Annotated in this window: 11 protein-coding genes and 2 tRNA genes; 2 read left to right on the forward strand and 11 right to left on the reverse strand. The window is 41.9% G+C overall.

What is annotated here, in order from left to right:
• Positions 1-435 precede the first annotated feature (435 nt).
• Positions 436-1,044, forward strand: coding sequence for a hypothetical protein (locus GJU39_RS17075; RefSeq protein ID WP_154282215.1), 609 nt, complete (start codon positions 436-438; stop codon positions 1,042-1,044).
• A gap of 134 nt (positions 1,045-1,178) precedes the next feature.
• On the opposite strand, the gene GJU39_RS17080 is transcribed toward GJU39_RS17075, so the two are convergent.
• The 11 genes from GJU39_RS17080 to fumC form a co-directional block, all read right to left on the reverse strand.
• Positions 1,179-1,262, reverse strand: a tRNA-Leu gene (locus GJU39_RS17080).
• Positions 1,263-1,311: 49 nt separating this feature from the next.
• Positions 1,312-1,384 (reverse strand) — tRNA-Gly (locus tag GJU39_RS17085).
• 294 nt (positions 1,385-1,678) lie between these two features.
• On the reverse strand, positions 1,679-2,110 hold the full coding sequence (locus GJU39_RS17090) for a DUF1801 domain-containing protein (protein ID WP_154282216.1): 432 nt from the start codon (positions 2,108-2,110) through the stop codon (positions 1,679-1,681).
• A 262-nt stretch (positions 2,111-2,372) separates the two neighbouring features.
• Positions 2,373-4,346, reverse strand: a complete 1,974-nt coding sequence (locus tag GJU39_RS17095; protein WP_154282217.1) for a glycoside hydrolase family 97 protein — start codon at positions 4,344-4,346, stop codon at positions 2,373-2,375.
• Between the two features lie 500 nt (positions 4,347-4,846).
• Positions 4,847-5,833: a 2-hydroxyacid dehydrogenase gene (locus tag GJU39_RS17100; protein ID WP_154282218.1), complete on the reverse strand. Its 987-nt coding sequence runs from the start codon at positions 5,831-5,833 to the stop codon at positions 4,847-4,849.
• A gap of 70 nt (positions 5,834-5,903) precedes the next feature.
• Positions 5,904-6,650, reverse strand: coding sequence for a succinate dehydrogenase/fumarate reductase iron-sulfur subunit (locus GJU39_RS17105; RefSeq protein ID WP_154282219.1), 747 nt, complete (start codon positions 6,648-6,650; stop codon positions 5,904-5,906).
• Positions 6,651-6,668: 18 nt separating this feature from the next.
• Complete coding sequence (locus GJU39_RS17110) at positions 6,669-8,579, reverse strand: fumarate reductase/succinate dehydrogenase flavoprotein subunit (RefSeq protein ID WP_154282220.1); 1,911 nt, start codon at positions 8,577-8,579, stop codon at positions 6,669-6,671.
• The gene (locus GJU39_RS17115) at positions 8,576-9,241 is read right to left on the reverse strand and encodes a succinate dehydrogenase cytochrome b subunit (protein ID WP_209437672.1); all 666 of its coding nucleotides are present in this window, start codon (positions 9,239-9,241) and stop codon (positions 8,576-8,578) included. Before GJU39_RS17115 ends, GJU39_RS17110 begins: the two co-directional genes overlap by 4 nt.
• A 36-nt stretch (positions 9,242-9,277) precedes the next feature.
• A complete protein-coding gene (locus tag GJU39_RS17120; RefSeq protein ID WP_154282221.1) occupies positions 9,278-10,708 on the reverse strand; it encodes an anion permease in 1,431 nt (476 codons plus the stop codon).
• A 9-nt stretch (positions 10,709-10,717) separates the two neighbouring features.
• A complete protein-coding gene (locus tag GJU39_RS17125; RefSeq protein WP_154282222.1) occupies positions 10,718-11,869 on the reverse strand; it encodes a porin in 1,152 nt (383 codons plus the stop codon).
• 21 nt (positions 11,870-11,890) lie between these two features.
• Complete coding sequence (gene fumC / locus GJU39_RS17130; protein WP_154282223.1) at positions 11,891-13,324, reverse strand: class II fumarate hydratase; 1,434 nt, start codon at positions 13,322-13,324, stop codon at positions 11,891-11,893.
• A gap of 160 nt (positions 13,325-13,484) precedes the next feature.
• On the opposite strand from fumC, the gene GJU39_RS17135 reads away from it, so the two are divergent.
• A complete protein-coding gene (locus GJU39_RS17135) occupies positions 13,485-13,880 on the forward strand; it encodes a tautomerase (RefSeq protein ID WP_154282224.1) in 396 nt (131 codons plus the stop codon).
• The last annotated feature ends 71 nt before the right edge of the window (positions 13,881-13,951 follow it).

The raw sequence follows: 13,951 nt of genomic DNA on the forward strand, positions 1-13,951 counted from the left end.
TTCAGAGCCAGAGTGAAACCTAAAGTAACTAAAAATCAAAAAGATGCAATATAAAAATCCTTAACTTAATGACATTGGGCCTGCGTCAGAAGAAAGTTGGACAGAATGGTAATTTGCACCTTAAAAAACTGAATATCATTACCGTGGTAATCAACGTAATACTAAAAAGTTACTGATAGAAGGGGTAAAAATATTTTTATCACATCATTTCTAAACTCTTATTTGCGCAATTAGTGACCGGGTGGTACAGCATTACCTGGAGTTTTAAAACAAATACAAAACAACACCGTTGATGATCTGCATACGCGATTAGAACTGTCTGGTTTAGGTTCCAATGCTTTTTAAGCAATTATTCGTAATATCTTAACACACAGTTAATAATCAAAACGGATTTAGTCAAGCGAACCACTTACATTTGTCTATTAACACTATTCTATGAAAACTTCCAATTATATTTATGTAGTAGCATTAGTCTGCTTAGGTTCATGTAACCAGGCCCCTGAAAAGAAAAATGGAGAAAATAAGCCCCATGATACATTGGCATCAACATCTGTTTCCGAGACCATCTCTTCGGTCGACAATAACTTAGACAACGTACCGGTTTCTGATAAGGAATTGGGTCAGTTTCCCTATTTAAAAGCACCCGAAGGTTACAAGTTTTCGGGGGATACTAACAGGCAACTGGAAGAAAAATACTTTTTCCATAGCGATAGCCTGGTTCAAAAAGTAAGCGGAAAATATTTTCATACTACTATTTTTCCATCCGGGACTTCATTTGAAGATACCTTTATTGTGAAGCAGTATACAAAGGATATTGAAGAACTTGGTGGTGTGCAGATTTACGCCGGAGGTTTGCCAAATGCTGCCCGTGAGCTGATCGATAAAGAAAAACCAGCCTATGCTGAAGATATGTATGATCCGATGCCATACAAATACAAACAGTTTCTGATAAATACAAAGAAAGAAAAAATTTGGATCGAACTTTGCCACGGGCTTAACTCAAACCAGATTGATTTAACCGTAATGCTGAAAAAGAAGATATAGTTTAAAAGGCCGGTCGGGATATACTCTGTTCATATTTAGGTTTACTCCTTTAAATTCATTAATCCTGAGGGGATTAAAATACAAACGCCCTTTCTGTTGTCAGAAAGGGCGTTTTCGATAGAAGTCCTATCTAGTACTCGGGGCGGGAATCGAACCCGCACGCCTTTGAAAGCACAGGATTTTAAGTCCTGCGTGTCTACCAGTTCCACCACCCGAGCAGGCGATTAACCTTTAAAAATAAATGCCTTCTGGTAGGAAGACATTTAGAGCGAAAGACGAGATTCGAACTCGCGACCCCGACCTTGGCAAGGTCGTGCTCTACCAACTGAGCTACTTTCGCAAAAAGAAACATAATCCGTGTTCCTTTGGGGTTGCAAATATAGGAATATAAATATCAGATGCAAAAAAATAAATTAAAATATTTTCTAATCTGAAATAACCTCCTCAAAAAGCTAAAAGCAAGGCGATAGAAAACAATATGCTTAATGCTCATAAGCCGCCAATCCAGGCCATCCTGCAGGATAACAAACAAGAGCTAAACGCAATTCTTAAAAAGAAAAAATAGCAAAGCCCAACTGCGTTAATGATCGTATTGTTCTGTCTGAGGCCCTGATCCGGTTGTCTTTATTTTTAATTAATTTTTTGAGGTGACCTCAATTCCATAGCGAATGGCCTCTTCGAGCAACACAAAATCAATGTCTTTTAGCTGCTTAAACCGGATGCAATATCCAGTCACGCTTGCTTTACCTATTTTATGCTCATATGTTCTGGGCAGGTAGGTGTTGTCAGCTATGCCAAGAATGTAAATGGAAATTCCAGATTTATTGCCGCTGATGCCAATCTGAAAATATTCTTTAGTAGTTCCATTGGCATATTTCAGTGTCTGGGATCCATAGCCGACAGATGGGTTGCTAACTATTTTACCTTCTTGATTTTTCCCATCCTCAAACCACAATTTTCCTTCAGGCAGAATACCTGATATTAGGCTGTGCAAAGTTTGCATGTCACTGCGCTTTGGTTCAGGTTGAGCATGAAGATGTTCTTCAATTTGTTGTGATATAGTCATCAGGAAGAAGATGGAATGGTTATTTAGCTTTATTACTTAAATCAAATTTAATTTTTAATACACAATGTTGCAAAGGTATTTTTATTATCGTACCAGGATTTTCTTCCCGTTTAGGCTAATCTATGGTAATTATTTTCCTCGACGGTTCAACTTTATTTAACTTTCAATTGAAGTAACTGCGATAAGGAAATGTTCTTAAGTCTGTAGTATCAGCTAGCTTTTCCCTAATCACTTGTTGATCTAAAACAGACCGATAAGCAAGTTAGTTCGCAGTGATGCTGGCAGCATAACCACCGTTCCTGACCATTTTTATACTAATCTTGTCTTCAGCTTTAACTTGTATGGTTTTCTTCCTGTAATCCATCGCTTGCCTGCCTGCATTGATTCCATCCTCAAAATAAGTCATGGTATAAGTTTTACCCTTTGAAAGAAAATCCAGATTTACCGGTACCGTCCTGGTCTTCTGTGTGCCGTTGGTGATGCCGCCAATAAACCATTTATTCCCTTTACGCTTTGCAACAACAGCCAGTTCGCCTACTTCTGCAGCAATCGCCTTCGTCTCATCCCATGTGGTGGGTACTGAAGTTATAAATTCGGTGCAGTCCAAATTACGGTAATATAGTGTAGGATTATCTGCCAGCATCTGGATCCCACTTTCAAAAACTACAAAGAGGGCCATTTGATAGGCGCGGGTACCAATGCTTGCTGCATTCGGTCTTTCGGCACGGTATGCTTCCGGTTGCATGCTAATCATGGCGCCAGGGGTGTAATCCATCGGGCCGACCGCGTTTCTCATGAATGGCAGGAACAGGCTGTTTTTGGGCTGCGTTCCACCCATTTGCTCCATACCTCTTACGCCTTCGTAAGAGATGAGATTGGGGTATTTATATTCTAATCCGGCCGGTTTAAAAGCACCGTGAAAGTCGACCAGTAATTCATTTTTTGCGGCTTCTTTAGCAACCCGTTCGTAATAATTAACCATCCATTGGTCGCTGCGGTCCATAAAGTCAATCTTAACGCCTTTAATTCCCCACTCTTTAAACGTTTTGAAAAGATCCATATTTTTGTGTACGGTAAGCCAGGTAAGCCAAACTACAACGCCTACGTTCTTCTCTTTCCCATAACGAATCAGTTCGTGAACATCTACTTTAGGGTTTGGTGTATAAGGATCGGTAGTGGTGGCCGCCCAGCCTTCATCCATTATAATGTATTTCAAACCAAACTTCGCCGCAAAATCGATGTAATATTTATAAGTTTCCAGGTTGTAACCAGATTCAAAGTTAACATCTGGTCCGTAGGGGGCTGCATCGTTCCACCATTCCCAGCTTGCCTGGCCTGGTTTAATCCAGCTAGGATCCTTAATCGCACTGGTTGAGGCCAGCTGTAATGTCATGGTATTTTCCAGGAGTTGCCTGTCATCCGTAGTGATTACAAAATATCTCCATGGAAAACTTCGGTTACCATTCGTTTTGGCAATATAATCAGCTTCTTTCACAATCTTCAGGCTTCGGTCGCCGTCTTCATCAAACGCCAGCGGTGCTTTAGGAAATGCCGCACTCATTCCATTGTTACCAGATCCTTTGAGGAAAAGGCAAGGGTAATCTGTTAAATCTGATTCACTAACTAAAATTTTATACTGCTTTTTGGTGTCAATTAACACGGGTAAAGTGCTCATTTTAGTGTTCCTGTTGCCGGAACTTACTGTTGAATAGTTTTCTTCATAAGCGGTTTTAAATCCTTCAGGTTGTTGAACATGCAAATCATAATTTGTGGGGAAATTCAAGGCAACTTCTTCATTTAAAACCTCAAGATCGCCTTTTTTAGTGGTAATAAAGCGATAAGCGACTCCATTGTCAAACACCCTGAATTCAACGGAGTAGTTGCCTTTAAAAGTCATTAACAACTTATTGTACTTCGAAGTAACCGTAGCATATTTTAAAGAAATATAGGGTTTAATGGTACTTTCTGAAGTGGAAGATTTGGCGCTAATCAATTTTGGGTTATTTCCAAGTACATCATTCCTGAGCACCATTCCCAGCCGGTTATTGTCGAATAATTTATCATTACCGAAAAATACGGAATACCGGAGTTCATCTTCTATGTTAAAGGTAACTTTGATTGCGCCATTTGGAGATTTAAGTTCAAATGATTTCTGCGCAAATGCGCTCACAAAAAAAGCAATAATAAAAGCAATGGTGAGGATTGGTTTCTTAAATTTCACTTGTTGATTATACATGTTGCTAAATTAAAGTTTTCAATGAAAATCATGGATTACCTTATGCTCAGATAGCTATAATGTTACATGCAAAAGAAACGCTTGCTTTTTCTTTTGTTTACCAGCTTGCGCTCGTTATAACGAGTGCAGTATATCACTGCGATTTTATCGCTGTTTTCATCGTCACAGACGAAGGGATATTTCACGCTCGTTCGGAAACGAGCGTGAGCATAGTGCATTTAATTCAGCTTACGATCGTTATAACGAGTGCAGTATATCACTGCGATTTTATCGCTGTTTTCATCGTCACAGACGAAGGGATATTTCACGCTCGTTCGGAAACTAGCGTGAGCATAGTGCATTTAATTCAGCTTACGATCGTTAAACGAGTGCAGTATATCACTGCGATTCTATCGCTGTTTTCATCGTCACAGACGAAGGGATATTTTAGTTCGTTATAACGAGTGCAGTATATTCTGAAACAGTATACTTATTGGCTATTTTAATGGGAGAAAATATTGTTAAATCTGCACTTCATTATCTAGTTTAAGTCCGCCCGCATATGCGTCTGCATTGATAAAGGTTGTCATTGCAATCTGTTGCATGGCCTCTCTGGTAAAAAATCCCTGGTGAGAGGTGATCAGTACATTGGGGAAAGAGATTAACCGTGAGATGAGATCGTCCTGAATTACATCTGCTGAAAGATTTTTAAAGAAGAGTTTTGATTCCTGTTCATAAACATCTAATCCTACCGAACCCAGTTTTCCGGATTTAAGTGCCTCGATTACATCCTGCGTATTGATTAATCCGCCGCGACTGGTATTGATCAGCATGGCCCCTTGTTTAAAGAGCTGCAAGGTGATGTGATTAATCATGTGGTGGTTTTCATCAGCTAACGGGCAATGCATAGAAACGATTTCCGCATCGCTGATAACCTCCTCCAGCGTACCATAGTGCAGGCCATCTGCTACCAACTCCTGATCCGGAAATGGATCGTATGCCATTACCTGACAGCCAAAGCCTTTGAGGATGTGGTAGAGTGCCTTACCGATGTTGCCTGTGCCAATAATTGCAACCTTGGCTTTATACAGGTTAAAGCCCATCAAACCTTCCAGCGAAAAATTACCTTCTCTAACCCGATTGTATGCTTTATGTGTTTTTCTGTTCAGCGTCAGGATCATGGACATCGTATACTCTGCTACAGCCTCAGGAGAATAGGATGGAACCCGCAGGATCTTAATCCCGGCACTCCCGGCAGCATCAAGGTCGATATTATTAAACCCTGCACAACGCAAAAGTATTACTTTGACACCATTTTCTTCCAGCTGTTCCATCATTTGCTGATCGGCAAGATCGTTCACGAAAAGGCAAACGGCATCAAAGCCCTGAGTGAGGGACGCATTTTTCATGCTGAGTTGTGCTTCAAAAAAAACCAGTTCATGCCCGGTATTGTATGCTTCTAAAAACTCCTGGTCGTATTTGCATGTGCTGAACACGGCGATTTTCATAATATTTAAATTTTATGTAAGATAAGTTATTTAAGCAGATGATTTGATCAAAACCCAATTTGGCCGGCTTTTATTTTCTCAGGATTAGGGCCTTATTGTACTCATAATTCATCCGACCAATATGCAAGGAGGAGATTTCCTGAGGGCATTCTACCTCACAGGCTTCTGTGTTGGTACAATGGCCAAAACCTTCGGCATCCATTTGACTTATCATTTTAATTACCCGATCTGCCGATTCTGTTTTTCCCTGAGGGAGTAGTACCAAATGGGATATTTTTGCAGAAGTGAACAATGCAGCGCTTGAATTTTTACAGGTAGCCACACAGGCACCACATCCAATACAAGCTGCTGCATCAAATGCAGCCTCGGCAGTATCATGTGCGATCAGGATACTATTTGATTCTGGTGCCTGACCCGTAGAAGCGGAAATATAGCCACCAGCCTGAATGATATGGTCAAACGATGAACGGTCTGTTTTCAAATCCCTTAATATAGGAAAAGCTGCAGCACGGAAAGGCTCAATGTAAACGGTATCTCCATCTTTGAAACTTCTCATGTGCAACTGGCAGGTTGTTGTACCGGTTAACGGCCCGTGCGCCCTTCCGTTAATCATCATGCCGCAGGCACCACAAATTCCCTCTCTGCAATCATGGTCAAATTCGATCACCCGCTCGCCTTTTAAGATTAACCTTTCGTTCAGCAAATCGAGCATTTCCAGAAAAGACATATGTTCGGAAATTCCATCCACTTCGTAATCAATCATGCTTCCGCCAGATGTCCTGTTTTCCTGACGCCAGACTTTAAGATATAGTTTCATAATAATATGCTTAATAATTTATTTATAACTTCTAACGGTAAGTTTTACTGCTTCAAAAACCAATGGCTCTTTATGCAGTTCCTGCTGCACCTCTTCGCCTTTCCATTCCCATGCCGATACATAACAGAAATCTTCATCATTGCGCAACGCTTCTCCCTCCGTTGTTTGGTATTCTTCCCTGAAATGTGCACCGCAGGATTCTTCCCGCTGTAAAGCGTCATAACACATCAGCACTCCAAGTTCCAGGAAATCTGCAACGCGGCCGGCCTTTTCTAGCTCTGAGTTTAGCTGATCATCTCCGGGGATTTTCAATTCATGGTCAAAAGATTTCTTTAGCGCTTTAATCTCGATAACTGCCGCTTCCAAACTTTTTTTAGTTCTGGATAATCCGCATTTATCATATAATAACTTACCCAGCGCTTTATGGAAATAGTCTGCAGAAAGATGTCCGTCTACATTTAAGAACCTTATTATTTGTGCTTGAACTGCATCTTCAGCTTCCTTAAACGCGGGATGTTCGGTTGTTATTTTTTCTGCTTTAAGTTCTCCGGAAAGATAATTTGGGATGGTATAGGGTGCGATAAAATACCCATCAACGCAGGATTGAAGCAGGGAATTAGCACCCAACCGATTGGCGCCATGATCTGAAAAATTTGCTTCGCCTAATGCAAAAAGGCCGGGTATCGTCGTCATCAAATTATAATCTACCCACAATCCGCCCATGGTAAAGTGAGCGGCAGGAGAGATCAGCATGGGTTCTTTATAAGCATCCACACCATTTATTTTATCGTACATCCGAAAAAGATTGCCATATTTTTCTTCGATTTTATCCCGTCCCTGTTCTTTTATTGCTTTTGAAAAATCAAGACATACGGCGTTTTTCATCGGACCAACCCCACATCCGGCATCAATCCTTTCTTTTGCAGCCCTGGAGGAAATATCACGGGGGGAGAGGTTTCCAAAAGTTGGATAACGGCGTTCCAGGTAATAATCTCTTTCCTCTTCAGGAATGTCGTTTGGTACCCGTTCATCTCCTGCCTTTTTAGGCACCCAGATTCTTCCATCGTTCCGCAGTGATTCTGACATTAACGTTAGCTTAGACTGGGTTTCGCCAATTTGAGGCAAACAGGTTGGATGAAACTGGATCCAGCTTACTCCAGACATAAAAGCACCCTTTTTATGGGCCCTCCAGATGGCAGATGTATTACAACCCATTGCCAGGGTAGAGAGGTAATAAACTTTACCATAACCGCCTGTTGCCAGCACCACTGCATTTGCCGCGTGGCGCTCAATTTCTCCTGTTTCCAGATTGCGGGCTATTATTCCCCGGGCTTTTCCATCAACCAAAACCAGATCGAGCATTTCGTGGCGCGTATAGGTTTGAACTTTTCCGGCAGATACTTGTCTCATAAGCGCCTGATAGGCACCAACCATGAGTTGCTGTCCGGTTTGCCCACGAGCATAAAAAGTACGCGATACCTGCACGCCTCCAAAAGAACGGTTATTCAGATAGCCCCCATACTCCCTGGCAAAGGGTACACCTTGTGCAACTGCCTGGTCAATTAAGGCCAGCGAGCATTCTGCCAAACGGTAAACATTGGCTTCGCGGGATCGGAAATCGCCTCCTTTTATGGTGTCATGAAACATCCGGAAAACACTGTCTCCATCATTTTTATAATTCTTCGCTGCGTTAACGCCTCCCTGCGCAGCTACAGAATGGGCTCTTCTGGCAGAATCCTGAAAACAGAACGACTTTACATTGTAGCCCTGCTCTGCCAGGGTTGCAGCACAGGAAGCGCCCGCTAATCCGGTGCCGACTACAATGATATCCAGTTTTTTTCGGTTGGCGGGATTAATGAGATTGGAGCTATCTTTATAATTTTTCCATTTATCGGCAAGTTCGCCGGCGGGAATTTTTGAATCCATCATGAATGTAAATTGAAATAAATGTAAATGGGAATCTGCATGAACCCAAAAGTGATCACTACCGAATAGATCCATCCGAATATGCGAACAGCTTTTGCATATTTCGGATGGTAAAGTCCAAGTGTTCTTGTCGCACTGAAAAAGCCGTGCAACAGGTGGAAGCCAAGCGCCAGAAAGGAAATTTCGTAGATTAGCACATACCAGCCCTGCTGAAATGAGGAAATTACAATGGCGTATAAATCCTTATTTCCTTTGGCATCTAAAGGCAGATTACCAAATTTGTACACATACCAGTAATCTTTAAAGTGAATGATTAGAAATATTAAGATGATGGTTCCAAGTATGCCCATGTTCCTGCTGTTCCAGTTACTTACTTTAGCCCGCTTGTCATATACATATTTTGTTCCATTCGCCTTTTTATTTTTTAGCGTAATGAGTAAGCTATAAACCGCATGTCCGATCAGCGAGAGATAAAGTACATAGGAGATTATTTTGATGATGATATTTCCCGAAAGCAGGTGAGAATACCAGTTAAACTGTTCTCTGGCTTCAGATTCCGGCAAAAGTAACTGCAGGTTTCCAAGCAGATGAATCACGAGGAAAAAACACAGGAATAATCCTGTTGCAGCCATAATAAGCTTATAGATTAATGTTGTCTGTTTCATATTTATTTTTAAACCTGAATTAATTTTTAAGCATCACTACCATAGTCCGATTACTTTCCACCAGAGTCCACCCACAAGAAACCAGACCAGCAAAAACAATACGCTCATAAAAAAGCCCTGTTTCCACCAATCTTTTAAATCGACATAGGTACTGCCGAAGAAAATGGGAGCGGGACCATGTCCATAATGGGTAAGTGATCCCATTAATGAAGCACAGGCACCTAAGAAAATGGCGAGCATTGTTCCGGGTACGCCCACAGCAATACCAACCGCTAAAAACACCGAGTACATGGCGGCAACCTGTGCGGTTGCACTGGCAAACATATAATGACAGTAAGAATAGACCAATATGATTACCGGAAAGGCCAGTTGCCAGCTTAAGTGTGCCATTTGGCCGCCTACTAAATGACCAAACCAACCGATAAAGCCTAAAGAATTTAAAAAAGAGCCCATCATTACGAGTGAAGAAAACCATACTATGGTATCCCATGCCCCTTTTTCAGCTTTAACATCTTCCCAGTTTAATACGCCGCACAATAGCAGGATACACAGGCCAATTAAAGCACCGGTTGTCGCATCAATGGCAAACAGGTTCCCAAAAATCCAGAGCACCAGTAAAATGATGAATGTGGCAACCATTAACCATTCTTTAACAGTTATTGGGCCCATTTCCTTTAATTGTTTAGCAGCAATTGCAGGCGCTTCTTTGGTTTCCTTTAATTCGGGCGGAAAAACCTTATATAAAAACAAGGGTACAAGAATAAAACACACCAGCCCCGGAACCAGGGCTGCAATTGCCCAGCTTCCCCAGGTAATGGTAACGCCTAAATCTTTTGCGAACTTTTGCGCCATTGGATTGCTGGCCGTGGCGGTTAAAAACATCACCGAAGTGATCATATTTGCATTGTAGCTGCTCAGGGTTAAAAAGGCCCCGATTTTACGGTGGGTTTCTGGTTTTTCCGGAACTGAGCCCATGTTCACGGCAATGGATTTCATGATCGGATAAATCACTCCGCCTGCTCTTGCCGTGTTACTTGGAATGGCAGGCGCAAGAATTAAATCTGCTGTATTTAATCCGTAAGCAAGACCTAACGGGCTTTTGCCCAAAACCTTAATAAAACTGTAGGCAATCCGTGTACCTAACCCAGTTTTAATAAATCCCCGGGCAATAAAAAAGGCTAAGCCGATCAGCCAGATGGTCGAATTACCAAAACCACTTAAAGCGTTTTGAATAGACTTCACCGGATCACCGGGAGCCAGCACCTGTGTAGCCGCACAGAGGGTAATGCCAATAATAGCCATGGTGCCCATTGATGCCGCTTTGGAAATGATGCCAACAATTGTAGCTACGAAGATGGCCAGCAAATGCCAGGCGTTGGGCTTAACCCCTTCAGGTACAGGGATAAACCAGATGGCAATACCAACCACAAAGGTGATGATGAGTGATTTAAAATTAATTTCTTTCATGATAAGGTTTTAAAAGCGGATTTGAAGTTGAACATAGCCCAGGCTATGGTTGTAGGTTGAGGTTAAGGGAATCTGATTTTTGAATCGGTCAACAGCTACGCCAAACTGAAGGGCGGCGTAAAAGTCGTCGGCGAAAATCAGCGAAACGTTGGGGATAATGGTCTGCCTGGCATTACTGGCCAGTTTATAATTTTCGTCGAAATATTCATACCTGCAGGAGAATTCTACCGCACGCAGCCTTTTGCTCTGGTGGTTGTAGCGAAGTGTTGGAAAGAAATAAAATCCTTTCATCTGATACTCACTTAAATCAGGCCGAACAGGTTGCTTATCTGCGTTATAGGCTAAAAAATTTGCACCGGTTTTGTATTCAGCCATTAAGAGCAGATCGAACTTTGCAGACAGGGGAACTTTTGCGGTTGCATCTGCACCGTATGCTTTGCCAATACTGCTGGAACCCAAACTACCGGAACCGGCATTTACACCAACCGTAAAATCCTTTAAAAGATCGGCTTCCAGTCTGCCGTAAAGATTTTTGGTGTTGTTATCATCAGAAGACTGGTTTTTGTTATTGCCATTATAAGCACCTGCGAAATACCTCAATTTACCATTAGGAATTACATTCCCCAATACGGAAAGCCCGGTCTGGAAACTCTGCCATCCATTTTTTCCAAAGGCATAATATTGGTTAGAAAAATCCAGTGTGCGGATAATGTCGACAGCTACGGCATCTTCAATTCCAAAAAACGGGCGAAACTGACCAGCCTGGATGTGAAAGTATTTGTTTAACGAATATTTGATATAGGCATTTTCCAAAACCTTATTGGTTGGGTCGCTGTTAAATTCAGCCAGGTTAGCCAGAATATTCGCAGAAAAATGGTCGTTAATATCACCCTTTACCATTACTCTGGCCCTTTTAACCATAAAAGTATTGGATATTGCTTTTGATGTGGCGGGGTCGAAATTTTTGCCGTTTATATCCACATTATTATCCAGGGAAAGCAAGTACCTGGTTTGCAGCACACCTGCAAAAGTGAGTTTCCTTTTGTAAGCAGAATAATTTTTTAAGGTGTCTGTCAGCGTTGTCCTGTCTTTTTGCTGCGCTTGGGCAAACAGGAAACAACCAAACAAGAGGGTAAAGAATATGGGGTAGATTTTTTTCATATTTTTATAGTTGTTATTGCCTTATTTTATGGCTCCAATCATATCTTCCGGACGCACCCACTCATCAAACTGAGCGTTGGTTAACAAGCCCAATGCTAAAGCAGCCTCCCTTAGTGTTTTGTTATCCTTCAAAGCAGATTTTGCAATCCTGGCTGAATTGTCATATCCAATATGCGGGTTGAGCGCGGTAACGAGCATCAGCGAAGTTTCGAGGTGTTTTTTAATGCCATCATAATTGGGCTCAATTCCTGCTGCACAATGTTCGTTAAAAGAGTTGCAGGCATCACCAATTAACCTGGCAGACTGCAGGAAGTTTGCCGCCATAACCGGCTTAAAAACATTGAGTTGAAACTGTCCGTTAGAACCTGCAACAGTAATTGCCACATCATTTCCCATCACCTGGGCTGCCACCATGGTTACCGCTTCATTTTGGGTTGGGTTAACCTTACCGGGCATAATTGATGAACCAGGTTCGTTTTCTGGCAGGTGCAATTCGCCAATACTACACCTAGGGCCCGAAGCCAGCATGCGGATATTGTGTGCAATATGCATCAGTGAAACCGCAATTTGTTTTAGGGCACCATGTGTTTCTACAATGGCATCATGTGCCGAAAGTGCTTCAAATTTATTGTCTGCCGTACGAAATGGCAGCCCCGTAAAGTCAGCAATGTATTTGGCCACCAAAACATCATAGCCGGCAGGCGTATTCATTCCTGTTCCAACGGCGGTTCCGCCTAAGGCCAGTTCAGAAAGATGATCCAGGGTATGGTGCAAAGCTTTTAAGCCATGATCCAGCTGTGAAACGTATCCGGAAATTTCCTGACCAAGCGTTAATGGGGTTGCATCCATTAAATGGGTACGCCCTATCTTTACCACATCCTTAAATTGTGCTGATTTTACCCTTAAAGTATCCCGGAGTTTTTCAATACCGGGTATGGTAACATCGATTAATATTTTATAAGCAGCGATGTGCATTGCTGTTGGAAAGGTATCATTAGAGGATTGTGATTTATTAACATCATCATTCGGATGCACATAAGGCTTACCTGTTCCCATTTTATTTCCCTGCAGCACATGGATCCGGTTGGCAATAACCTCGTTCGCATTCATATTAGATTGCGTGCCTGAACCTGTTTGCCAGATCACCAATGGAAACTCTTCGAAGAGTTTACCTTCTATAATTTCATCACAAACGCTCGCAATCAAATCTCTTTTATCTGCCGGTAATACATTTAAATCTTTATTTGCAAATGCTGCTGCTTTTTTAAGAAAGCCAAAGGCTTCGATAATTTCTTTGGGCATAGAGGCATTAGGACCAATTTTAAAATTATTTCTTGATCGCTCTGTTTGTGCGCCCCAATACCGATCGATGGGAACCTGAACATCTCCCATGCTATCATGCTCGGTCCTGGAGGTCAAAATACCGGTTTGATTAATCTCGTTTATTGTTAACATGTTTATCTATTTAAGATGTGTTGTAAGGTGCCTAAAATCTGCATTGGCCACCATGATGGTAGTCAGCACAAAGTGTGATGTAGATCAGCACGCCCCCGGCAGCTAATGGTTACCTTGGATGGGTCAACCAATGGAGGTTGAACTTTAATAATCCACAGCTATGCCTTATCTACAACTAGAGGTCATTAGAAATTATCCATACGAGACCAAACAACTGCTCGCAAAAAAACTAGGCGTTCTTTATTCGGATATTATGAAAGTTGATCAGAACAGAATTACGATCAGCATTCGTGAATTGGGAGAAGGCTCGATCTGGCGTTGCAGCAATACAGAACCTATGCCCGCTGCAATTATGATGTGCGATATCCGCAGTGGAAGAGAGGCGAATACGAGGGCTTTACTCTCAAAATCAATAATAGCAATATGCAATGAAGTTTTAGACCTGGAAGCCGGACAGCTCAATATCGAGTTTACCCAGCATTCTGGTGATGAAATGTATCACCAGCGACTTGGCGGATTTAGTGCCGATTGGAGTGCAGATGAAGGCTCCATTTAATGTCAACGATAAATTAAGGCCTGTTGGAGGTTTTTCCATCGGATACCAGAAGACCCTCATCACCATACATC

It is taken from the genome of Pedobacter petrophilus (assembly GCF_009674725.1).
GTDB classification, from domain to species: domain Bacteria; phylum Bacteroidota; class Bacteroidia; order Sphingobacteriales; family Sphingobacteriaceae; genus Pedobacter; species Pedobacter petrophilus.